18 protein-coding genes are annotated in these 23,556 nt (G+C 68.7%); 11 read left to right on the forward strand and 7 right to left on the reverse strand.

The features are described from left to right. Nucleotides 1–140: 140 nt before the first annotated feature. From HV742_RS10945 to HV742_RS10955, 3 genes are read right to left on the reverse strand one after another with little or no spacing between them, the layout of a single operon-like run. Nucleotides 141–3,326, reverse strand: coding sequence for a CusA/CzcA family heavy metal efflux RND transporter (locus HV742_RS10945; protein WP_175145114.1), 3,186 nt, complete (start codon nucleotides 3,324–3,326; stop codon nucleotides 141–143). A 16-nt stretch (nucleotides 3,327–3,342) separates the two neighbouring features. Next, nucleotides 3,343–4,566: an efflux RND transporter periplasmic adaptor subunit gene (locus HV742_RS10950; protein ID WP_175145117.1), complete on the reverse strand. Its 1,224-nt coding sequence runs from the start codon at nucleotides 4,564–4,566 to the stop codon at nucleotides 3,343–3,345. A 14-nt stretch (nucleotides 4,567–4,580) separates the two neighbouring features. Next, nucleotides 4,581–5,825: a TolC family protein gene (locus HV742_RS10955; protein WP_175145119.1), complete on the reverse strand. Its 1,245-nt coding sequence runs from the start codon at nucleotides 5,823–5,825 to the stop codon at nucleotides 4,581–4,583. Between the two features lie 256 nt (nucleotides 5,826–6,081). On the opposite strand from HV742_RS10955, the gene HV742_RS10960 reads away from it, so the two are divergent. The 4 genes from HV742_RS10960 (at nucleotide 6,082) to HV742_RS10975 (ending at nucleotide 9,106) form a co-directional block, all read left to right on the forward strand. Then, nucleotides 6,082–6,420: a DUF4148 domain-containing protein gene (locus tag HV742_RS10960; protein ID WP_049070714.1), complete on the forward strand. Its 339-nt coding sequence runs from the start codon at nucleotides 6,082–6,084 to the stop codon at nucleotides 6,418–6,420. Nucleotides 6,421–6,603: 183 nt separating this feature from the next. After that, nucleotides 6,604–7,293, forward strand: a complete 690-nt coding sequence (locus HV742_RS10965; protein ID WP_020925543.1) for a heavy metal response regulator transcription factor — start codon at nucleotides 6,604–6,606, stop codon at nucleotides 7,291–7,293. Further along, nucleotides 7,293–8,633 carry a heavy metal sensor histidine kinase gene (locus HV742_RS10970; RefSeq protein WP_059268979.1) on the forward strand — a complete coding sequence of 447 codons (1,341 nt, stop codon included), beginning with the start codon at nucleotides 7,293–7,295 and terminating at the stop codon, nucleotides 8,631–8,633. The genes HV742_RS10965 and HV742_RS10970 overlap by 1 nt, the downstream gene beginning before the upstream one ends. A gap of 101 nt (nucleotides 8,634–8,734) precedes the next feature. After that, nucleotides 8,735–9,106, forward strand: coding sequence for a hypothetical protein (locus HV742_RS10975; RefSeq protein ID WP_254601061.1), 372 nt, complete (start codon nucleotides 8,735–8,737; stop codon nucleotides 9,104–9,106). A 59-nt stretch (nucleotides 9,107–9,165) separates the two neighbouring features. Here HV742_RS10975 and HV742_RS10980 read toward each other — a convergent pair whose 3' ends face one another. The 3 genes from HV742_RS10980 to HV742_RS10990 form a co-directional block, all read right to left on the reverse strand. After that, complete coding sequence (locus HV742_RS10980) at nucleotides 9,166–11,091, reverse strand: bifunctional metallophosphatase/5'-nucleotidase (RefSeq protein WP_175145120.1); 1,926 nt, start codon at nucleotides 11,089–11,091, stop codon at nucleotides 9,166–9,168. A gap of 167 nt (nucleotides 11,092–11,258) precedes the next feature. After that, nucleotides 11,259–12,368, reverse strand: a complete 1,110-nt coding sequence (locus HV742_RS10985; protein WP_049070720.1) for an S-(hydroxymethyl)glutathione dehydrogenase/class III alcohol dehydrogenase — start codon at nucleotides 12,366–12,368, stop codon at nucleotides 11,259–11,261. Between the two features lie 25 nt (nucleotides 12,369–12,393). After that, nucleotides 12,394–12,684: a metal/formaldehyde-sensitive transcriptional repressor gene (locus tag HV742_RS10990; RefSeq protein WP_175145122.1), complete on the reverse strand. Its 291-nt coding sequence runs from the start codon at nucleotides 12,682–12,684 to the stop codon at nucleotides 12,394–12,396. 135 nt (nucleotides 12,685–12,819) lie between these two features. On the opposite strand from HV742_RS10990, the gene hutC reads away from it, so the two are divergent. The 7 genes from hutC (at nucleotide 12,820) to hutI (ending at nucleotide 21,819) form a co-directional block, all read left to right on the forward strand. After that, nucleotides 12,820–13,563 (forward strand): histidine utilization transcriptional repressor HutC, encoded by a 744-nt coding sequence (gene hutC / locus HV742_RS10995; RefSeq protein WP_059268985.1) that lies wholly within the window; start codon nucleotides 12,820–12,822, stop codon nucleotides 13,561–13,563. After that, nucleotides 13,560–14,186 carry a HutD/Ves family protein gene (locus HV742_RS11000; protein ID WP_049070725.1) on the forward strand — a complete coding sequence of 209 codons (627 nt, stop codon included), beginning with the start codon at nucleotides 13,560–13,562 and terminating at the stop codon, nucleotides 14,184–14,186. The genes hutC and HV742_RS11000 overlap by 4 nt, the downstream gene beginning before the upstream one ends. A gap of 149 nt (nucleotides 14,187–14,335) precedes the next feature. Further along, on the forward strand, nucleotides 14,336–16,015 hold the full coding sequence (hutU, locus tag HV742_RS11005) for a urocanate hydratase (protein WP_175145124.1): 1,680 nt from the start codon (nucleotides 14,336–14,338) through the stop codon (nucleotides 16,013–16,015). Between the two features lie 62 nt (nucleotides 16,016–16,077). Then, entirely contained in the window at nucleotides 16,078–17,496 is a 1,419-nt protein-coding gene (locus HV742_RS11010; protein WP_175145126.1) for a purine-cytosine permease family protein, read from the forward strand. A gap of 29 nt (nucleotides 17,497–17,525) precedes the next feature. Next, nucleotides 17,526–19,055, forward strand: coding sequence for a histidine ammonia-lyase (gene hutH, locus HV742_RS11015; RefSeq protein ID WP_049070730.1), 1,530 nt, complete (start codon nucleotides 17,526–17,528; stop codon nucleotides 19,053–19,055). A 106-nt stretch (nucleotides 19,056–19,161) separates the two neighbouring features. After that, nucleotides 19,162–20,568 (forward strand): amino acid permease, encoded by a 1,407-nt coding sequence (locus HV742_RS11020; RefSeq protein ID WP_175145128.1) that lies wholly within the window; start codon nucleotides 19,162–19,164, stop codon nucleotides 20,566–20,568. A 33-nt stretch (nucleotides 20,569–20,601) separates the two neighbouring features. Then, a complete protein-coding gene (hutI, locus tag HV742_RS11025) occupies nucleotides 20,602–21,819 on the forward strand; it encodes an imidazolonepropionase (RefSeq protein ID WP_049070734.1) in 1,218 nt (405 codons plus the stop codon). Between the two features lie 49 nt (nucleotides 21,820–21,868). On the opposite strand, the gene HV742_RS11030 is transcribed toward hutI, so the two are convergent. After that, complete coding sequence (locus HV742_RS11030; RefSeq protein ID WP_175145130.1) at nucleotides 21,869–23,488, reverse strand: methyl-accepting chemotaxis protein; 1,620 nt, start codon at nucleotides 23,486–23,488, stop codon at nucleotides 21,869–21,871. Nucleotides 23,489–23,556 lie beyond the last annotated feature (68 nt).

Genomic DNA, 23,556 nt, shown 5'->3' on the forward strand with positions numbered 1-23,556 from the left:
TACTTTCAGGTGGAGCTGACGGGCCACGCCGGCCGTGAAGCGCCGGCGTTTCGCCACTTTATTGGGCCGTCTTCGACAGCTTCCGGACGGCGACATTACATTTGCGCAAGGGTCGAGGCCGTGGGCATGACCCCGCCGGTTCATCCGGCGGCGGGCCGTTCCTGGCGTTGCGCCTCGCTTTCCGCCAGCTCCACCTCTTCGGCATCCTTGCGGTGCATCAGCCGGTACAGCGCCGGCAGCACCAACAGCGTCAGGATGGTCGAGGAAATGATGCCGCCGATGACCACCGTGGCCAGCGGCCGCTGCACCTCGGCGCCGGTGCCGGTGGCGATTGCCATGGGCACGAAGCCGAGCGAGGCCACCAGCGCGGTCATCAGTACCGGCCGCAGCCGCGTCAGGGCGCCCTCGCGCACCGCCTGGTCGAGCGGCTTGCCCGATTCGCGCAGCGAGCTGATGAACGACAGCAGCACCAGGCCGTTCAGCACCGCCACGCCGCACAGCGCGATGAAGCCCACCGCCGCGGTAATCGACAGCGGAATCCCGCGCAGCCACAACGAGATGACGCCGCCGGTCAGCGCGAAGGGAATGCCGGTGAATACGATCAGGCCGTCCTTGATGTTGCCGAACATCGCGAACAGCAGCCCGAACACCAGCAGCAGTGCCGCGGGCACGACGATCCGCAGGCGCTGCGCCGCCGATTGCAGCTGCTCGAAGGTGCCGCCCCAGGCGGTCCAGTAGCCGGCGGGCACCTTGATCTTCTCGGCCAGCGCCGCCTCGGCGTCGGCCACGAACGAGCCCAGGTCGCGGCCGCGCACGTTGGCGCTGACCACGATGCGGCGCTTGCCGTCTTCGCGCGAGATCTGGTTGGGGCCGGGCGCCAGGTCGAAGGTGGCTACTTCCGACAGCGGGATGTAGGCGGTCTGGGTTTGTCCTTCGCTCCGGGGCAGCGCGATGGGCAGCTTGCGCAGCGCCGGGATGCTCTCGCGCACGGTCTCCGGCAGGCGCACCACGATGTCGAAGCGGCGGTCGCCCTGGAAGAAGGTGCCGGCCTCGCGGCCGCCGATGGCGATGCCCAGCGTGTCCTGCACGTCGGCCAGATTCAGGCCGTAGCGGGCGGCCCGGGCGCGGTCGATGTTGACCGTCAGCACCGGCAGACCGGTGGTCTGCTCGATCTTGACTTCGGAGGCGCCGGGAATCGCCTGCAGCACCTGGGCGACCTCGGCGGCGGAGCGGTTCAGCACCTCGTTGTCGTCGCCGAATATCTTCACCGCCACGTCGCTGCGCACGCCGGAGATGAGCTCGTTGAAGCGCAGCTGGATCGGTTGCGAGAACTCGTAGTTGTTGCCCGGAATCCGCGCGGCCTCTTCCTGGATCGCCTGCAACAGCTCGGCCTGGGTCTTGCGCGGGGCGGGCCACTGATCGCGGGGCTTGAGCATGATGTAGCCGTCGGAGATGTTGGGCGGCATCGGGTCGGAGGCGATCTCGGCGGTGCCGGTGCGGGCGAACACGCGTTCGATCTCGGGGAATTTCTGCTTCAGCCGGGTCTCCAGCTGCTTCTGCATTTCCAGCGACTGGCTCAGGCTGGTGCCGGGAATGCGCAGCGCCTGGATGGCGATGTCGCCCTCGTTCAGATTGGGGATGAATTCGCTGCCCATGCGCGCGGCGATCACGCCGCACACCGCCACGAACAGGGTGGCCGCGGCCAGCACCAGCGGCGTGCGGCGCAGGGCCAGGTCCAGCAGCGGCGCGTAGCGGCGCCTGGCCCACAGCATCAGGCGGTTTTCCTTTTCCGAGACCTTCTTGCCGATGAACAGCGCCACCGCCGCCGGCACGAAGGTGACCGACAGGATCATCGCGCCCAGCAGCGCCAGCACCACGGTCAGGGCCATCGGATGGAACATGCGCCCCTCGACCCCGCTGAGCGCGAAGATCGGCAGGTACACCACCATGATGATCAGCTGGCCGAACAGCAATGGCCGGCGCGCCTCGCGCGCGGCGGCGAAGACCTCGTGGAAACGCTCGCTGCGTGTCAGGGGCCGGCCCTGCTGTTCCTGCGCGTGGCTCAGGCGCCGCACGCAGTTCTCGACGATCACCACGGCGCCGTCGACGATGATGCCGAAGTCCAGCGCGCCCAGGCTCATCAGGTTGGCGCTGACCTTGTAGGTGACCATGCCGGTGAAGGTGAACAGCATCGACAGCGGGATCACCATGGCGGTGATCAGCGCGGCGCGGATGTTGCCCAGGAACAGGAACAGGATCACGATCACCAGGGTCGCGCCTTCCAGCAGGTTCTTCTTGACCGTGGCGATGGCCTTGTCGATCAGGTTGCTGCGGTCGTACACGGTGACGGCCTGGATCCCGGCCGGCAGGGTCTTGTTGATGGCGTCGATGCGCGCCGACACCGCCCGCGACACCGCGCGGCTGTTCTCGCCGATCAGCATGAAGACGGTGCCCAGCACCACTTCCTGGCCGTTGTCGGTGGCCGCGCCGGTGCGCAGCTCGCGGCCGATGCCGACCTCGGCCACGTCGCGGATGCGGATGGCCTGGCCGTCCACGGCGGTCAGCACCACGTCGCGGATGTCGTCGATGGAGCGCACCTGGCCCGGCGCGCGGATCAGGTACTGCTCGCCCTTGCGCTCGATGTAGCCGGCGCCGACGTTGGCGTTGTTGCGGTCCAGCGCCGTCATGATGTCGGTCAGCGACAGGCCGTAGGAGGCCAGCCGCTCGGTGTCGGGCGCCACCTGGTATTCCTTGGCGAAGCCGCCGATCGAGTTGATCTCGGTGACGCCGGTGATGTTGCGCAGCTGCGGCTTGATGACCCAATCCTGGATCTCGCGCAGGTCGGTCGGCGTGTAGGGCGTGCCGTCTTCCTTCTTGGCGCCCGGCTCGGCCTCCACCGTCCACAGGTAGATCTCGCCCAGGCCGGTGGAGATCGGCCCCATGGTCGGCGTGATGCCTTCCGGCAGGCTCTCCTTGGCTTCCTGCAGCCGCTGGTTGACCAGCTGGCGGGCGAAGTAAATGTCGGTGCCGTCCTGGAAGATCACCGTCACTTGCGACAGGCCGTAGCGTGACAGCGAGCGGGTCTGCTGCAAACCGGGCAGGCCGGCCATGACGGTTTCGATCGGATAGGTGATGCGCTGCTCGGTCTCCAGCGGCGAATAGCCCGGCGCGCCGACGTTGATCTGCACCTGCACGTTGGTGATGTCCGGCACGGCGTCGATGGCCAGCCGGGTGTAGTTGTAGACCCCGATGGCGGCGACGCCCAGGGTGACGAAGATGACGAGCCAGCGCTGCTCGATGGCGAAGCGGATGAGGCGTTCGAACATGTCTGCGTGCTCCGGCTCAGTGCGCGTGGCTGGCGCTGGCCTTGCCCTGCTCGGCCTTGAGCACGAAGGCATTGCGGGCGACGTAGCGGGTGCCGGCGGCCAGGCCCGACAGCACTTCGACCTGCTCGCCCGTGGCGCGGCCCAGCTTGACCGGCCGCGCCAGGAAGCCGTCCGGCACCTCCACGTACACCACCGATTCGTTCTCGACGGTCTGGACCGCGTCGGCCGCCACCACCACGGCGGCGTCGGCGCTGCTGGTGACGACGTTGACCGAGACGAACAGGCCCGGGCGCCAGGCCATGTCGGGGTTGTCGAGGGTGACGCGGGCCGTGGCGGTGCGGGTCTGCTGGCCCAGCAGCGAGCCGATGTACGACACCTCGCCCCTGGCGCGGCCCGAGAACGCCGCGGAGTCGACGCTGGCGGCCTCGCCCACGCGCACGTCCTGCAGGTCCTTGGGCGCGATCACGAACTCCGCCCAGACGGTGCGCAGGTCCGATAGCGTGAAGATGCTGGCGGTGTCGGCCAGCGCCTCGCCCAGGGCGATGTGTTTCTCGACCACCACGCCATCGAACGGCGCGCGGATCTCCAGCCGGCTCAGGTCATTGGACTGCGGCGGCGCGCCAATGGCCGCCAGCTTCTGCGCGGCGTTCTGCACCGCGATCTGGGCTTCCTGCAGCGCGGTGCGCGCCTGCTGGTAGTCCTGCTCGGCCGAGACTTTCTCGCGCCACAGCTTGAGTTCGCGCTGGTGGGTGGCGGCGGCCAGGTCGCGGCGCTTGCCGGCGGCCAGCCATTCGCTGCGCAGCTCCGACAGCGCGGTGCTCGACAGCGCCGCCAGCAGGTCGCCCTTTTTCACTTGCTGGCCCAGGTCCGCCGATACCTCCTGCACCACGCCGGCCAGTCGCGGCACCACGTGCGCGGTGCGGTCGGCGTTGAACTTGATCTCGCCGGGGAAACGCGACGCGGTTTCCAGTTTGGCGGGGCCGGCCGTTTCGATCCCGAGGCCGGCGGCCTGAATCTGCTCGGCGCTCAGCGTGATCTTGTCTTCATTGTGATCGGCGGCCGCTTCGGCGTCGCCGGCCTTGGCCTGCGGCGCGGCGTCGGCGGCCGGGTGACGGTGTCCGTCGCCGGCGGCGTCGGCCTGGGCCGGGCGTGGCAGGGCCAGCGCCAGCAGGCAGGCGGCGGACAGGGCGGCGGCCAGCGCCGGTCGGGAAAAGGCGGAAAGCGCGGTGTGCATGGTCATGGGAGGAATAAGGTTCAACGGCCGAGAATGCGATCGATGTCCGCCGCCGCCTGATAGGCGCTGGCCAGGACGTTCAGGTAAGCGATGTTTCCTTGCGACAGCGTGCGCTGCGCGTCCAACACTTCCAGGAAACTGACCTTGCCGGCCTCGAAGCCCTTGCGAGCGCTCTCGTAGGCCTCGTTGGCGCCGGGCAGCACGGTGCCGCGGTACTCGCGCACCGAATTGGCGGCCAGGTCGAATCGCGACACGGATTGCAGCAGGTCGGCGGTCAGGCGCGACTCCAGCTCGCGGTACAGGTCCTGCGCCTTGTATGACTGCATCGTGGCCGAATAGACGTTGCCCTGGTTGCGGTCGAACAGCGGCAGGGGGATCGATACGCCGAACTGCGCCTTGTTGCGGCCCTGTTCGTTGTCGCGCGCGACGCCGGCGCTGAGCGTGATGTCGGGATAGCGCTTGCTTTTCTCGACCTCCAGCTGGGCCCGTCCCAGTTCGACCGAGAGGCGGCCCGCCTCCATGCGCGGCGAGGCGGCCAGCGCGGCGCGCAGGTCGTCGATGGCGTCGCGCCGTGGCAGGGCCTGAAGGTCGGCGCTGACCCGTGCGAAATCCGCTGCCGGCGCGCCCCACAACTGCCCCAGCTTGCGCCGCGCCGCGTCCAGCGCGGAGTCGGCGGCGCGGGCTTCGATGCGCGAGTTGGCCAGTTCGACGCGGGCCTTGCTGCTTTCCAGCGGCGGCGCCTTGCCAGCCGCCACGCGCCGTTCAGCCAGGCGCAGGGCGTTCTGGGCAATCTCGACCGTGCCCTGCGCCACCCGTACCGTTTCCTGCGCCACCGCCACGTCGAAGAAGGCGGCGATGACGGCGGCGCGCAGGTCGGCGCGCGCGCTGGACAGATCGCGCCGGGCGATGTCGCGCGCCAGGCCGGCGGCCGTGATGCGCGCGCCGCGCTTGCCGCCCAGCTCGACCGGCATGCTCAGGGCGGTGGTGGTGGTGCGGGTGCTGCGGCGGTTGTCGTCGATGCCGACTTCGAGGCTGGGGTTGGGGATGACGCCGGCCTGCGTGACCTGGCCTTCGCTGGCCGCGGCCTCGTTGCGCGCGGCCGCCAACAGCGGGTTGCGTTCATAAGCGGCGGCCAGCGCCTGTTCCAGGGTCAGGGCGGGCGCGACGCGGGAGGCCGGCGCGGCCGCCCCGGGGCCCGCCTGGCTCCAGGCGGGCGAGAGGAAGACGGCGGCCGCCACGAGGAGCGGTATCGGGGATAAACGCATGAGGTCAACCAAGGGAGGGAAGCCACGGACTCGGGCTGAGACAGGCATTGGTGGGCACTCTATCCAACGGGCCTCGTCAGATCCTCGACAGAAAAATGACATTTCCGTAAGGTTCGCGCGCCTTACGAATTCGTAATCGGCGTGTTGGCGAATTGACGCGGTCGTGTCCGTAGAGTGTCTTCACCGCTTAACAAAAAGCGTGCAGGCGCGGCGTCCTGGCCGCCCCGGCAAGTCACCGAAACTGGGAGATATCCTCATGAAGCAACGCATCGTCGCCACCCTTGCCCTGTGCGGCGCCCTGGCCGTGCCGGCCCTGGCCAGCGCCAACAGCACCTGGCACCCGACCAACACCGAGATCGGCTACAGCATCGCGCCGGACCATGCGGCCATGGGCAAGACCGGCGAGCAGGTCGCCAGCGAACTGGCCGCCGCCAAGGCCGACAGGCGCCAGTGGTTTTTCACCTACTACAACCTGGGCAAGCCGGGCTGGGCCAAGCAGGGCACGTCGCGCACCCGCGCCGACGCGCTGGCGGAAGTCGAGGCGATGACGCCGGCCGAGCGCGCCCGGCTGGACGCGATCTATACCCCGGGTTGAACGCGCCCCGTCGTTTCCGCGCCGTTCGCGGCCAGCGCGCCGCGGGCGGCAACCGGTGCGGCCCGGCCGCCGTCGCCGTCCCGCGCCCTGGCGCGTGGACGGCGGCTGTCGTATTCCGACGCCGCGAACGTAGAATAGGGTGGCACTGCGTCGCGGTTCGTCCCTTTCTCCATCCGGGGCCTCATGAAAATACTGGTCATTGAAGACGAAAAGAAACTCGCCGAATACCTGCGCCGCGCGCTCACCGAGCACAGCTACGTGGTCGACGTGGCGATGGACGGCGTCAGCGGCCTGCACCTGGCGCGCGAAAGCCAGTACGACCTGATTCTGCTGGATGTGATGCTGCCGGGCATGGACGGTTTTTCGGTGCTGCACGAACTGCGCAAGACCGACCGCGTGCCGGTGCTGATGCTGACCGCGCGCGACAAGCTGGAAGACCGCGTCAAGGGGCTGCGCGATGGCGCCGACGATTACCTGGCCAAGCCTTTCGCCTTGTCCGAACTGCTGGCGCGGGTGCTGGCGCTGGGTCGTCGCAGTGGCCACAACGTGGCCGAGGCCGGCGGCCAGAATGTGCTGCGCATCGGCGACCTGGAACTCGACCTGCTGCGCCGGCGCGCCTATCGCGCCGGCACCCGGCTGGACCTGACCGCCAAGGAATTCACGCTGCTGGCGCTGCTGATGCGCAAGCAGGGCGAGGTGCTGTCGCGCCTGGAACTGGCCGAGCAGGTCTGGGACATCAACTTCAACAGCAATACCAATGTGGTCGAGGTGGCGGTGCGGCGCCTGCGCGGCAAGGTCGACGACCCGTTCGAAAAGAAGCTGCTGCACACCGTGCGCGGCATGGGCTACGTGCTGGAAACGCGGGACGACTGATGCCGGCGCCGCGTCCCAGGTCATTGCGCCGCTGGCTCACGCGCTGGCTGGCGATCCTGACGTTCGCCGGCCTGGGCCTAGTGTGCGTGGCGGTCTATTGGGCCACCAATCGCAATCTGTCGATCCGGCAGGAAGCGCTGCTGGCGCAGAAGATGGAAGTGATCAAGCACCTGGTCGAGGAGAACGCGGCCAAGGGCGACTCGGCCTCGCTGCGGCATAAGCTCGACGACTTCTTCTACGGCCGGCCCGATTTTTCGCTGGCGCTGGAGATCGACGGCAGAAGGGTGGTTTATGGCCTGCCCGATGACAACGACGCCGGTCACGACAGACGCATCAATTTCACGCTGCCGGTGCCGGGCTCGCCCGGGGGCTCCATGAATGCGGAACTGGTGCTGGATATCACTTCCGACCTGCACCTGCGGGCCGCGCTGGCCTGGACCCTGTTCGCCTGCGCGCTGGCCGGCGCCATCGTGGTGTCGGCGCTCGGCACGCGGCTGGTACGGCGCGCCATGGCGCCGGTCGACGAACTGGGCCGCCAGGCCGCGCGGCTGTCACCCGACCGCATCGGCGAGCGGCTCGACGAAAGCCACCAGGCCGAGGAGATCCGGCCGCTGGTGCACCAGTTCAATGCGGTGCTGCAGCGGGTGGAGCGCGCCTATGTGCAAATGGAAGGTTTCAACGCCGACGTGGCGCACGAGCTGCGCACGCCGCTGGCGACGCTGATCGGCGAGACCGAACTGGCGCTGAGCGGCCGGCGTTCGGAGCAGGAGCTGCGCGAAATCCTGGGATCGAACCTGGAGGAACTGCAGCGGATGTCCGGCATCGTCAACGACATGTTGTTCCTGTCGCAGGCCGACCGCGGCGCGCAAGCGCGCGGCGCCTGGATCCCGAGCCTGGCGCAGGTGTTGTCGGAGGTGGCGGACTACCATGAAGCGGAAGCCATGGACGCGGGCCTGTCGTTCGCGGTCTCGGGCGAGGCGGCGGCGCAGGCCGATCGCTCGCTGCTGCAGCGGGCGGTCTCCAACCTGGTGTCCAATGCCGTGCGCTATGCGCACCGGGGCAGTCGCGTCGATCTGCTGATCGACCGGGGCGAGGCGGGCATCCGCGTCGCCGTGCGCAACCAGGGCGATCCCATCGGCCAGGAGCATCTGCCGCGGCTGTTCTACCGCTTCTACCGCATGGACGCGGCGCGGCCCTTCGATGCCAATCACCATGGGCTGGGACTGGCCATCGTCGCCGCCATCGCCCGCATGCACGGCGGCAGGCCGTTCGCGTGCTCGGAGGGCGGCGTCGTCACCATCGGCTTCTGGATTGCCGACCGCCACATTACAGAAAACTAATCTTCCTGTGCGGCTTCTGTTGGCATGCCTTGCCTAGACTGCTTCTGTACGCCGGCCGCGCCCCTGTGAGGGTGCGCGGGTCCGAGCGCGATGGAGCGGTTATGCAGCGATGGAAGCGGGCGGCATGTGCCGCCATGATGGTGGCGGGCCTGGCCGCGGCCTGGCCCGCATCGGCGGCCCGGCCGGCGCCTGGCCTGGACGGCGCCGCGGCGGAGGACTGGCAATGCGACGTGCCGGCCGAGGCGCGGCGCGAGTTCGCCGCGCGGCGCGCGCAGGGCGCAACGACGCGCGAGGAAGTGCGCGCCGACGTCGCGGTCTGGCGCGCATCCGGCATGGCGCAGCTGTCGCGCGCGCGTCCCTTGCCCGACGTCTTCAGCGAGCGCTATCGGCAACACTACGCGACGTACCTGCGGATGCGCAGCGGACCGGAATTCGAGGCCGCGCTTTGCAGGGAGTTGCAGGATGCGCGCTGAACCGGCGCCGCCGGCGGCGCGGCCATGCCGCACAGCATGGCCTGCCTGGGCTAGCGTGGTTACTCGCTATACGTCTTGGTGCTGTAGAGGCTGATCGGCAGCAGGTTCAGCACCGGCAGGCCGGACACCGGATCCTTGGCCTGCTTGTCGATGTAGGCCTGCAGCACGTCGGCATCCAGCACGCCGATGTCCTGGCGCCGCGCCGCCGGCACGTTGGCAAGGGTCTTGTAGCCATCGCCGCCGGTGGCGTTGAAGCTCAGCACGAACAGCTTGTAGGTGCGGTTCAGGTCCAGCGGCAGCCAGTTGCCGCTGGCGCTGTCCAGCACTTCGATGTTCGACACCCGGCTGCCCTGGGCCAGGGCGGCATTCACGTCCCAGCGCAGTCCGCCCGCGTACGGGTAAGGGCCGGTGGAGCCGCCCGGGCCGTAGACCGCCTGCATGCCGTCTTCCAGCATGCCCTTGACCTCGGCGCCGGTGATATCCAGGCGCCAGAGCATGTTGCCGAACGGCACGACCTCGATCACGTTGGCCGCCGTCACATTACCCAGCAGCGGCACGCGCACGCCGCCACCGCTTTGCAGGGAAATGTCGGCGCCGCCGTAGCTGGCATTGGCCACTTCCAGGTAGGCCTGGGCCACCAGCTGCTGGATGTCGCCGCCGTGCAGGCTGACGTTGCCCAGCGTGTTGCAGGCGACACTGGAACGGCCATAGTCGCGCGAACCGGGGCCGCCGGGCACGCGCCGCGAGCACAGCTCCTGCGGCACCGTGGCCACCAGGCTGGCGCTGAACGCGTCGACCTTGGCCTTGAAAGGCTGCAGCACGGCGGTGGCTTGCGGGTCCGGCGCCTGCACCCGCAGGAAGCCACTGGCGGCCACGTCCGCCAGGATGGCGGCCTGGTCGGCCGCGGCGGGCGTCGCGCCGCCGATCTTGAAGGCATCGCCCACCAGCACGTGCGGCGTGCCGGCGCAGGCCGTGACATCGCCGTTGGCGTCGAAGCTGACCTTCAGTTCGCCGACCACCTGCGAGTATTCCCAGGCCTGCACCAGACAGACGCGTTTGCCGTCCTTGTTGCGCAGTTCGGTGGGGTATGGGCCGGCGGGCGAGCCGACGCCATAGGTCGACAGGGCGGCCGGTCCCAGGAGGGTGTGCGAATCTCCACCCACCACCACGTCCACGCCGCTCAGGTTGGGGATGATCTGCTTGTCGTACTCGTAGCCGATGTGGCTCATCACCACGATCTTGTTCACGCCCTGCGCGCGCAGGGCATCGATCTGTTGCTGCGCGGCGGCGGTTTCGTCGGAGAATAGCGTGCCGGGGTCGGGGCTGGACGACTGCTGCGTCTTGTTGGCGATGGTCAGGCCGACCAGGCCGATCGGCTGGTCGTCGCGCCGCAGCACGATGGAAGGCTTGACCATGCCGGGCGCGCGCGCCGGGTTCAGCGCCGAGTTGGCGCCGAACGTCACGTTGGCGCTGAGCACGGGCGTCTGGCAGGTGCCGGCATGCAATAGTTCGATGAAGCGCTTCAGGCCGCTGTCGCCCTTGTCGAATTCATGGTTGCCCAGCGTCATGGCGTCGAAGCAGACCGTGTTCATCAGGGCCGCGTCGGCCTCGCCCGGCTCGCCGGCGCGATTGAAGTACAGCGTGCCGGTGGTGGCGTCGCCAGCGTGCAGCTTGAGCACGTTGGGCGCCTGCGCCGCCAGCGCCTGGAACGCGGCGGTCACGCGCGGGAAGCCGCCGATGTCGTCATTGACCGCGACGCGCGAACCCGCGGCGTTCAGCAGCTTCAGGTCTTTCTTCTTGCTGTCCAGGTTGGAATGATGATCGTTGATGTGCAGGATCGTCAGTTCCATCGGCCGGCTGGCGACCGGCGCCGGCTCGGGCGGCGGACTGGCCGGCGTCTCGTCGTCGTCGCCGCCGCCGCAACCGGCCAGCAGGGCCACCAGGCTCAATGCGGCCGCGCCGGCCGTCCTCTTCCACGTGATCATTCGCGCGCATCCCTCTGTCTTCGGAGGGCGCATGGTCGCGGGCCGAGATTACGCGAAGATGAATGACGGGCCTGTCATATTTGGCGCGGCGGCTGTCGCCGACTTGTCATGAAAGAAAACGGGCCCGGCGCATGCGCGCCGGGCCCGCGGGAACCTCAGCCGGGGCGTCAGTAGTGGATCACGGTGCGGATCGACTTGCCTTCATGCATCAGGTCGAAGGCTTCGTTGATGCGTTCCAGCGGCAGCGTGTGGGTGACGAACGGATCCAGGTCGATCTTGCCGCTCATGGCATCCTCGACCATGCCCGGCAGCTGGGTGCGGCCCTTGACGCCGCCGAAGGCCGAGCCGCGCCAGACGCGGCCGGTGACCAGCTGGAACGGGCGCGTGCTGATTTCCTGGCCGGCGCCGGCCACGCCGATGATGATGCTCTCGCCCCAGCCCTTGTGGCAGCATTCGAGCGCGGCGCGCATCACGTGCACGTTGCCGATGCACTCGAACGAGAAGTCCACGCCGCCGTCGGTAAGCTCGACGATCACTTCCTGGATCGGCTTGTCGTGGTCCTTGGGGTTGATGCAGTCGGTGGCGCCCATGGCGCTGGCCAGCACGAACTTGTTCGGGTTGGTGTCGACCGCGATGATGCGGCCGGCCTTGGCCTGCACCGCGCCCTGGATCACCGCCAGGCCGATGCCGCCCAGGCCGAACACGGCCACGGTGTCGCCTTCCTTGACCTTGGCGGTGTTGTGCACCGCGCCGAGCCCGGTGGTGACGCCGCAGCCCAGCAGGCAGACCTTTTCATGCGGCGCGGCCGGGTTGATCTTGGCCAGCGAGATCTCGTTGACCACGGTGTACTCGCTGAAGGTGGAGCAGCCCATGTAGTGGTAGAGCGGCTTGCCTTCATAGCTGAAGCGCGAGGTGCCGTCGGGCATCACGCCCTTGCCCTGGGTGGCGCGCACCTTCTGGCACAGGTTGGTCTTGCCCGACAGGCAGAACTTGCACTCGCGGCACTCGGCCGTATACAGGGGAATGACGTGGTCGCCCGGCTTGAGCGAGGTCACGCCTTCGCCGACCTCGACCACCACGCCGGCGCCTTCGTGGCCCAGCACGGCGGGGAACAGGCCTTCGGGGTCGTCGCCGCTCAGGGTGAAGGCGTCGGTGTGACAGACGCCGGTGTGGGTGATCTGCACCAGCACTTCGCCGCGTTGCGGCGGGGCGACGTCGATTTCAACGATTTCCAGCGGCTTGCCAGGGCCGAATGCGACGGCTGCGCGTGATTTCATGAGGGGCTCCAGAAGGTCGGATGGGTTATTTGAGATAAGAGCGGACGATGCGCATGACCTGGTCGATCTCCGCTTCGGGTTCGAGCGCCGCGCCGGGTCGTGCGCCATGGGCGGATTGCAGGAAGGTCTCGCGCAGGTGGCTTTCGAGCACTTCGGCCATCAGCCCCGTGGCCGCGCCGCGCAGGGCCGCCAGCTGCTGCAGCAGCGCGCCGCATTCCGTGCCTTCGTTGACGGCGCGCTCGAGCGCCAGGGCCTGGCCCTGGATGCGGCGCAGGCGCGTGGTGACGCGCTTTTTTTCTGCGGGGGAATGGGGCACGGCGGCCTCCGGATGGATACAGGGGGGGAGTATAAGCCGGCTAACCGGGTGCGTCCAGCGCGGACTGCCTGTCTGTACATGTCCAGCCGACCCCTATAATCGGCATTCGTTCCACGGCACGACACAGGATACCCCTTGGCTTCTCCCCCGCCCCGTTTGCCGGCCCAGCCCTCGGCCCCGCCGGCGCCGCTGTACGCACAGCTCAAGCAGATGATCGCCCAGCAGATCCGCAGCGGCGCCTGGCCGGCGCACTACCGCGTGCCTTCGGAAAGCGAGCTGGTGCAGGAGCTGGGCTACTCGCGCATGACGGTCAATCGCGCGCTGCGCGAACTGACGGCCGAAGGCCTGCTGGTGCGCATGCAGGGCGTGGGCACGTTCGTGGCCCAACCCAAGACCCGCTCGGCGCTGTTCGCGGTCAACAACATCGCCGACGAGATCAGCGCGCGCGGGCATCGCCACCACGCGCGCGTGGTGCGGCTGGCCGAGGAACCCGCCGGCAGCGAGCAGGCCGCCGCGCTCGACATCCGCGAGGGCCAGCCGGTGTTTCATTCGCTCATCGTGCACTACGAGGACGACGTGCCGATCCAGCTCGAAGACCGCTACGTCAATGTGCGCCTGGCGCCAGACTATCTGAAGCAGGACTTCACCCAGCACACGCCCTATGAGTACCTGACGCGCGTGGCGCCGCTGACCGAGGGCGAGCACGTAGTCGAGGCCATCGTCGCCAAGCCGCGCGAGTGCCAACTGTTGCAGATCGAGCGCAGCGAACCCTGCCTGCTGATCCGCCGGCGCACCTGGTCGGGCGAACGCGCCGTCACCCTGGCGCGCCTGATCCATCCCGGTTCGCGCCATCGTCTTGAAGGAAAATTCTCCACATGATTCCGTTCGATGTGCGCCTGTACCGGGCACAGGATTACCCGCGCATGCCCTGGCGCAATGGCGGCGGCACCACCCAGGAAGTGGCCTGCAACGATGGCGGCGACAGCGCCGCGTTCGAATGGCGCCTGTCCATCGCCGACGTGGCCCAGGATGGCGGGTTCTCGTCGTTCAATGGCCTGCAGCGCATCATCACGGTGCTCGAAGGCGCCGGCATCGCCTTGACCGTCGACGGCCAGGCGCAGGCGCCGCTGCGGCCGCGCCAGGCCTACGCATTTTCCGGCGATGCGCGGGTCGACTGCCGCCTGCTGGATGGCGCCATCCGCGACTTCAATCTGATCTACTCGCCGCGTCACTACCGCGCCCGGCTGCAGTGGATCGGCGGCGTGCGCGAGTGGGCGTTCCATAGCGCCGCCAGCACGGTGTTGCTGCTGAACGCGGGGCAGGCGCTGACCGTCCGGCGTGACGGCCGCGCCTTGCCCGAACCGGCGCGCTACGACTGCCTGCACATCGAACAGCAGGCCGCGGCGCGCGAGGACGGCCGCGATGATCTGGCCGAGTACCGGCTGGCGTCGGCGTCGATGCTGGACGCCTGCCTGATCGAACTGCAGCGGCGCCACGGTTGAACGGCCTCAGCCACTGATCGGTCGTTTTTGTACGGGAAATCCCTGACCGTAAAACAACTCCATCGGACTTGTATATACAAGCATAGGCATCCTATGATTCGGCATCCGCCGCGTTTCACCGCGCGCCGCCCTCGAACACGGAGACTGCCTTGGAAAAATCGAACCGATACCGCGACGTCGAGATCCGCGCCCCGCGCGGCAACCAGCTGACGGCCAAGAGCTGGCTGACCGAAGCGCCGCTGCGGATGCTGATGAACAACCTCGACCCGGACGTGGCCGAGAATCCCAGGGAGCTGGTGGTGTACGGCGGCATTGGCCGCGCCGCGCGCGACTGGGACTGTTACGACCGGATCGTCGAGACGCTCAAGCGCCTGGAGGACGACGAAACCCTGCTGGTACAGTCGGGCAAGCCGGTGGGCGTATTCAAGACCCACGCCAACGCGCCGCGCGTGCTTATCGCCAATTCCAACCTGGTGCCGCACTGGGCCACCTGGGAACACTTCAACGAGCTGGACGCCAAGGGCCTGGCGATGTATGGCCAGATGACCGCCGGCAGCTGGATCTACATCGGCAGCCAGGGCATCGTGCAAGGCACCTACGAGACCTTCGTGGAGGCCGGCCGCCAGCACTACGGCGGCGACCTGGCCGGCCGCTGGGTGCTGACCGCCGGCCTGGGCGGCATGGGCGGCGCGCAGCCGCTGGCCGCGACGCTGGCCGGCGCCTGCTCGCTGAACATCGAGTGCCAGCAGGCCAGCATCGACTTTCGCCTGCGCACCCGCTACGTCGACGAGCAGGCCCGCGACCTGGACGACGCGCTGGCGCGCATCGCTCGCTACACGGCGGAAGGCCGCGCGGTATCGATCGCGCTGTGCGGCAACGCCGCCGAGGTGCTGCCCGAGCTGGTGCGCCGTGGCGTGCGTCCGGACATGGTGACCGACCAGACTAGCGCCCACGATCCGCTCAACGGCTATCTGCCCGCCGGCTGGACCTGGCCCGAGTACCGCGAGCGCGCCCAGCGCGAGCCTGCGGCGGTGGTCAAGGCGGCCAAGCAGTCGATGGCCGTGCATGTCAAGGCCATGCTCGACTTCCAGAAGCAGGGCGTCCCGACCTTCGACTATGGCAATAACATCCGGCAGATGGCCAAGGACGAGGGCGTGGCGAACGCCTTCGATTTCCCGGGCTTCGTGCCCGCCTACATCCGGCCGCTGTTCTGCCGCGGCGTCGGTCCGTTCCGCTGGGCCGCGCTGTCGGGCGACCCGCAGGACATCTACAAGACCGACGCCAAGGTCAAGGAACTGATTCCCGACGATGCCCACCTGCATCGCTGGCTCGACATGGCGCGCGAACGCATCCGCTTCCAGGGCCTGCCGGCGCGCATCTGCTGGGTCGGCCTGGGCCAGCGCGCCAGGCTGGGCCTGGCGTTCAACGAGATGGTGCGCAGCGGCGAACTGTCGGCGCCCGTGGTGATCGGCCGCGACCACCTGGACTCCGGTTCGGTGGCCAGCCCCAACCGCGAGACCGAGGCCATGCGCGATGGCACCGACGCGGTGTCCGATTGGCCGCTGCTCAACGCCCTGCTGAACACCGCGGGCGGCGCCACCTGGGTCTCGCTGCATCACGGCGGCGGCGTGGGCATGGGCTTCTCGCAGCACGCCGGCATGGTGATCGTGTGCGATGGCACCGACGCGGCGGCCGAGCGCATCGCCCGCGTGCTGACCAACGATCCGGGCACCGGCGTGATGCGCCATGCCGATGCCGGCTACGACATCGCCATCGACTGCGCCCGCGAACAGGGCCTGGACCTGCCCATGATCAACGCCACCCGCTGAGCCGGCGGCACGCTGTGGAACAACCAGGGCGCCGCCGGACGGTGTCCACGAGGAGACCTCGCATGCAGCAGGACCGCGCGGCGCAAAAAGGGGCGTTGATCGAACGACGCTCCATCGACTACATCCCGGAGAGCGAGCGCCACGGCCGGCTCTACAGCCAGTTCACGCTCTGGCTCGGCGCCAACCTGCAGATCACCGCCATTGTCACGGGCGCGCTGGCGGTGGTGCTGGGCGGCGATGTGTTCTGGTCGCTGATCGGCCTGTTCCTCGGCCAAGTGTTCGGCGGCGCCGTGATGGCCCTGCACGCGGCGCAGGGGCCCAGGCTGGGCCTGCCGCAGATGATCTCCAGCCGGGTGCAGTTCGGCGTCTACGGCGCGGCGATCCCCATCGTACTGGTGTGCCTGATGTACCTGGGCTTCACCGCGACGGGCACGGTGCTGTCGGGCCAGGCCATCGGCCAGCTGCTCGGGGTCAGCGACAGCGCGGGCATCCTGCTGTTCGCCGCCGTCATCGTGCTGGTGACCGTGTTCGGCTACCGCATGATCCACATCATCGGCCGCGTGGCCAGCGTGCTGGGGCTGGTCGCCTTCGTTTACCTGTTCAGCCGCGTGGTCGCGCTGGGCGACCTCAGCCAGTTGCTGCGGATCCGCCATTTCAGCTGGACCGCGTTCCTGCTGGCGGTATCGCTGGCGGCCTCCTGGCAGATCGCCTACGGCCCCTACGTGGCCGACTATTCGCGCTACCTGCCCAGCCGCACGTCGCCGCTCAGGACCTTCCTGGCGGTCGGCGCGGGCTCGGTGCTGGGTGCGCAGATCGCCATGACCCTGGGCGTGCTGGCGGCGGCCATGGCGGCCGGACAGTTCGCCGGCCGCGAGGTGGCCTACATCGTCGGCCTGGGCGGCGCGGGCGCCACGGCGGCGCTGCTGTACTTCAGCATCGCGTTCGGCAAGGTCACCATCTCGACGCTGAATTCGTATGGCAGCTTCATGTGCATCGCCACCATCATCAGCGGCTTTCGCGGCCATGTGGACATCTCGCGGCGCCAGCGGCTGGTGTTCGTGCTGCTGATCGTGGGCGCGGCCACCTGTGTGGCGCTGGCGGGGCAGCACTCGTTCCTGAACGCCTTCAAGTCGTTCATCCTGTTCCTGCTGGCCTTCTTCACGCCCTGGAGCGCCGTCAACCTGGTCGACTACTACTTCATCAACCGCGAACGCTACGACGTGGCCGCGCTGTCGGACCCCGATGGCCGCTACGGCCGCTGGAACTGGCCCGGCATCCTGGTCTACGTGACGGGCGTGCTGGTGCAGATGCCCTTCATCTCGACCAAGCTCTACACCGGTCCGATGGTCGCGCACCTGGGCGGCGTGGATATTTCCTGGATCATCGGGCTGGTGGTGCCCGGCATCCTCTACTTCATCTTCGCCCGCCGCGCCGGGCAACCCGCGCACCTGCCGGCGCGGCGCGGCCACGATATCGCATGACACCGAAGCCTCATCCTGGAGAACAAGAAATGGATCTGCACCTCAAGCCCGGCCACCTGACGCTGGCGCAATTGCGCCAGGTGTACCAGCAGCCCGGCCGCCTGACGCTGGACCCTGCCGCCCATGGCCCGATCGACGCCAGCGTCGCCTGCGTGGACCGCATCATCGCCGAAGGCCGCACGGCGTACGGCATCAATACCGGCTTCGGCCTGCTGGCCTCCACCAAGATCGCCCGCGAAGACCTGCAGGCGCTGCAAAGCTCGCTGGTGCTGTCGCACGCGGCCGGCGTGGGCGAAGCGCTGGACGACGCCATGGTGCGCTTGATCATGGTGCTCAAGATCAATAGCCTGGCGCGCGGCCGCTCGGGTATCCGCCGCAAGGTCATCGACAGCCTGATCGCGCTGGTCAACGCCGGCGTCTATCCGCATATCCCGCTGAAGGGGTCGGTGGGCGCTTCCGGCGACCTGGCGCCGCTGGCGCACATGTCGCTGCTGTTGCTGGGCGAAAGCCGCGCCCGCTGCGACGGCGAATGGCTGCCGGCCAAGGCGGCGCTGGCGCGCGCCGGACTGGAGCCGTTGACGCTGGCGGCCAAGGAAGGCCTGGCGCTGCTGAACGGCACCCAGGTTTCCACCGCCTACGCCTTGCGCGGACTGTTCGAGGCCGAGGACCTGCTGGCCGCCGGCCTGGTTTGCGGCAGCCTCAGTGTCGAAGCCATGCTCGGCTCGCGCGTGCCGTTCGACGCCCGCATCCACGAGGCCCGCGGCCAGCCGGGGCAGATCGACGTGGCCGCCGTGTACCGCGACCTGCTGACCGAAGACAGCGAGGTCGGCCACTCGCATGCCGACTGCGACAAGGTGCAGGACCCCTACTCGCTGCGCTGCCAGCCGCAGGTGATGGGCGCCTGCCTGACGCAGATCCGCCACGTGGCGCAGGTGCTGCAGATCGAGGCCAACGCTGTCTCCGACAATCCGCTGGTGTTCGCGGAACAGGGCGACGTGCTGTCGGGCGGCAACTTCCATGCCGAGCCGGTGGCGCTGGTGGCCGACAACCTGGCCCTGGCGCTGGCCGAGATCGGCGCGCTGTCCGAACGCCGCATTTCGCTGATGATGGACAAGCACATGTCGCAGTTGCCGCCGTTCCTGGTGAGCAATGGCGGCGTGAACTCCGGCTTCATGATCGCGCAGGTGACCGCGGCCGCGCTGGCCAGCGACAACAAGGCGCTGGCCCACCCGGCCAGCGTCGACAGCCTGCCGACCTCGGCCAACCAGGAGGACCACGTGTCGATGGCGCCCAACGCCGGCAAGCGTCTCTGGCCCATGGCCGATAACGTGCGCGACATCCTGGCGATCGAGTGGCTCGGCGCTTGCCAGGGCCTGGACTTCCGCGCGGGCCTGAAAACCTCGCCGAAGCTGGAGCGCGCGCGCGGCCTGCTGCGCGAGAAGGTCGCGCACTACGAGAAGGACCGCTTCTTCGCGCCCGACATCGAGGCCGCCAGCCAGCTGATCGCCGGCCGGCAACTGAACGCGCTGATGCCGGCGGGCCTGCTGCCCAGCCTGTGACGCTTCCGGGCGGCCGGCGCGCGCCGAGCGGGGCGCCGGCTCCCTGACGCTGGCCGTCCACGGGCGGCCGGCCGCCGCTCGGCCAGAAAACGATACGGAGACAAGGATGGAAACTCAGGAGCGGGATCTCAGGCGAGGCCTGTCGGCGCGGCACATCCGCTTCATGGCCCTGGGGTCGGCCATAGGCACCGGCCTGTTCTATGGCTCGGCCAAGGCCATCCAGGAGGCGGGACCGTCGGTGCTGCTGGCCTATCTGATCGCCGGCGCGGCGGTCTACATGGTGATGCGCGCGCTGGGCGAAATGGCGGTGCGCACGCCCGTGTCCGGCTCCTTCGGCCAGTACGCCACCAGCTATCTGGGACCGGTTGCCGGTTTCGTCACCGGCTGGACCTACACTTTCGAGATGATCATCGTCTGCCTGGCCGACATCACCGCGTTCGGGCTGTACATGGGCTTCTGGTTTCCCGACGTGCCGCAGTGGATCTGGGTGCTGGCCATCGTGTTCTTCATCGGCGGGCTCAACCTGTGCGCCGTGAAGGTGTTCGGCGAAATGGAGTTCTGGCTGTCGCTGGTCAAGGTCGCGGCGATCATCGCGATGATCGCCGGCGGCCTGGGCATCATGCTGTTCGGCATCGGCCTGGGCGCGGACAGCGCGGCCACCGGCGTGCACAACCTGTGGCAGCACGGCGGCTTCATGCCCAATGGCCTGGGCGGCCTGGTGGCATCGCTGGCGGTGGTGGTGTTCGCGTTCGGCGGCATCGAGATCATCGGTATCACCGCGGGCGAGGCCAGGGACCCGGCGCGCGTGATTCCGCGCGCCATCAACGCGGTGCCCTTGCGCATCCTGCTGTTCTACGTCCTGACGCTGCTGGTGCTGATGTCGATCTTTCCGTGGAACCAGATCGGCAGCCAGGGCAGCCCGTTCGTGCAGATCTTCGATAGCCTGGGCATCGGCTCGGCGGCCCACATCCTGAACCTGGTGGTGATTTCGGCGGCGGTGTCGGCGATCAACAGCGACATTTTCGGCGCCGGCCGCATGCTCTACGGCATGGCGCGGCAAGGCCAGGCGCCGCAGGGCTTCGCGCGCGTGTCGCGCGGCGGCGTGCCCTGGATGACGGTGGTGGTGATGACGCTGTCGCTGCTGATGGGCGTGCTGCTGAACTACCTGATTCCCAAGGACGTGTTCGTGCTGATCGCCTCGATTGCCACGTTCGCCACGGTTTGGGTATGGTTGATGATCCTGCTGTCGCAGGTGGCCATGCGCCGCGCCATGCGGCGCGAGGAAGTGGCGGCGTTGAAGTTCCCGGTGCCGTGGTGGCCGGTGGCGCCGATCGCGGCCATCGTGTTCATGCTGTTCGTGCTGGGCGTGCTGGGCTATTTCCCCAAGACGCAGGCCGCCCTGGTCGTGGGCGCGGTGTGGCTCGCGCTACTGTGCGTGGCTTATCGCCTATGGGTGTGGCCGAAGGGCCCCGGCGGCGGCATCGGCTTGCCGGCCGCCGAGGGCGCGGATTGAGCCGCCGGCACGGCGGAGAACAGGAGTCTTGCGATGAAACAGGTATGGCGCAATTGCCAGGCGGCGACGATGGCCGGCGGGCGGTATGCGGTGATCGAGCGGGCCGCGCTGGTGACGCGCGGCGAGCGTATCGAATGGATCGGCCCGGAACAGGCGCTGCCCGGTGGCATCGATGCGCCCGAGCATGACCTGGGCGGCGCCTGGGTGACGCCGGGGCTGATCGACTGCCATACCCATCTGGTGTTCGGCGGCAATCGCAGCCAGGAGTTCGAGCAGCGCCTGCAGGGGGTGGACTACGCGGCGATCGCGGCCCAGGGCGGCGGCATCGCCAGCACGGTGCGCGCCACCCGCGAGGCCACCGAGCAGGCGCTGTATGCCAGCGCCCGATTGCGCGCGCTGCAGCTGCTGCGCGACGGTGTCACCACGCTGGAGATCAAGTCCGGCTATGGCCTGGACCTGCCCAACGAGCGCAAGATGCTGCGGGTAGCGCGCCAGCTGGGACAGACGCTGCCGCTGACCGTGCGCGCCACTTGCCTGGCGGCGCACGCGCTGCCGCCGGAATTCGCCGGCCGCGCCGATGACTACATCGACGAGGTCGCGCGCCGCATGCTGCCGGTGCTGGCGGCCGAGGGTCTGGTGGATGCCGTGGACGCGTTCTGCGAGCACCTGGCGTTCTCGCCCGCGCAGGTGGAACGGGTGTTCCAGGCCGCGGCCCAGCTGGGCCTGCCGGTCAAGCTGCACGCCGAGCAACTGTCGTCGCTGCACGGCGCCAGCCTGGCCGCGCGTCATGGCGCGCTGTCCGCCGATCACCTGGAATACCTGACCGAAGCGGATGTGCGCGCCATGGCCGCGGCCGGCACGGTGGCGGTGCTGCTGCCGGGCGCGTTCTATGCCCTGCGCGAAACGCAAGTGCCGCCCGTCGACCTGCTGCGCCGCCATGGGGTGCCCATCGCGATCTCCAGCGACCTGAATCCGGGCACGTCTCCGGCCCTGTCGCTGCGGCTGATGCTGAGCATGGCGTGCACGCTGTTCCGGCTCACGCCCGAGGAGGCGCTGGCCGGCGCCACCGTTCATGCGGCGCGCGCGCTCGGCCTGCAGGCCAGCCATGGCGTGCTGGCTGCCGGCATGGTCGCGGATTTCGTGGCGTGGGAGATCTCGCATCCGGCCGAGCTGGCGTACTGGATCGGCGGCGAGCTGCCCAAGCGGGTCATCCGCCATGGCCAGCAGGTCTGCGCGACCACGCTGGCCTGAAGCGGGCGCACGGCCGCGCCGGCGACGCCGGCACGGCCGCAACGGCGTTTCAGGCCGACAGCGCCAGCCGCTCGCGCACCGGCAGGGTCCGCTGTTCGTGGTCGAGCACGCTGGCCGGCAGCCGGAAGATGCTGACCGAATGCTGCAGCCGCTGGGCCTGTGCTTCCAGCGACGCCGCGGCGGCGGCGGCCTGTTCGACCAGCGCCGCGTTCTGCTGCGTGACCTGGTCCATCTGCGTCACCGCGGTGTTGACCTGGTCGATGCCCGTGACCTGTTCGTGCGAGGCGGTGGCGATGTCTCCGACCAGCATGGTGAGCCTTTCGATGGCTGCCTGGATTTCCGCCATGGTGCGGCCGGCCGTCTCCACCTGCGCCGCGCCGGCCTGCACCGTCGCGCCCGAGGCGCCCAGCAGTTGCTTGATCTCCTTGGCGGCGCTGGCGCTGCGCTGCGCCAGCGAGCGCACTTCGCCCGCCACCACCGCGAAGCCCTTGCCTTGCTCACCGGCGCGCGCGGCTTCCACGGCGGCGTTCAGGGCCAGGATGTTGGTCTGGAAAGCGATGCCGTCGATCACGCCGACGATGTCCTCGATGCGCCCGGAGTCCTGTGCGATCTCGCGCATGGTGGCCACCGCGCTCTGCACCGCAGCGCCGCCGCGACGGGCGACGTCCGACGCTTCGGCGGCCATGGCATTGGCCTGGCGCGCGTTGTCGGCGTTGCTGGTGACGGTGGACAACAGTTGCTCCATGCTCGCCGCGGTTTCCTCGAGCGACGCGGCCTGCTGTTCGGTGCGGCTGGACAGGTCCTGGTTGCCGGCCGCGATTTCGCTGGAACCGGTGTTGATTTCGGCCACGCCGTCGCGCACCGCGTGCACGGTGCGCACCAGGCTGGACTGCATCTCCTGCAGATAGGGAATGAGCTGGCCGACGCAGTTGCCGCCGAAGGGGGCGATGGGCGCGGTCAGGTCGCCGCTGGCGATGTGCTGGAAGTGCCGCTTGATATCGTTGAGCGGCTGCCGCACGAAGCGCACCACGTAGCGGTCGCCCAGGAACAGCAGCAGCAGGGTGATCCCCAGCAGGATGCCGATGCCGAGGTAGGCGCGCTGGCGCGCGGCGACCGCGCTGACGATCAACGTGTCCTCGCGCTCGCGGGCATAGGCTTCATACTTTTCCATGCTCTCGCCAAAGGCCCGGCTGGCCGCAATGATCGGACCGGCGGCGTGGGCGCGCGCCTTTTCGATGTCATCCGCCGCAAGGAATTTGCGTTGCATGGCTATGCCTTCGACAAGGCTGTCGAATCCACGCTGCAGCGGCTCCAGGATGTCGGCGGGGGCGTCGTCACGCGCCGTTGCCAGGAATGCGGCCTGGTGCTTGCGCGCCAGGTCCAGTGCCGCGTCGATGCCGCGGTTTTCCTCGGCGGCGGGGCCGGGCAGGCCGTCGCGCGCGTATTCCAGCTGGCGGGATAGGCGCAGCCGCGCCCGCATGACCTGGTCGTTCACGCGGGAAAGTGATGAAACTTCGTTCAGGAGTTCATAGCTGTCGGCGAGCGCCTCGCCCGCGCCACGCAGCCCATTTACGCTGATGGCCGACTGGCCTGCCAGCAGGACGCTGATGATGAGCAGGGTGCTCAGGATCATGCGGCGGATGGTGATGTCTTTCAGGAACTGTGTCATACGCGTCGTTCTGGGGTGTAGGAGACTGCTACACCCCGGACAACGGCCCCGCCCGATCGATATTTAGC

The organism is Achromobacter ruhlandii, from assembly GCF_902859695.1.
In the GTDB taxonomy this organism is placed as follows: Bacteria; Pseudomonadota; Gammaproteobacteria; order Burkholderiales; family Burkholderiaceae_B; genus Achromobacter; species Achromobacter ruhlandii.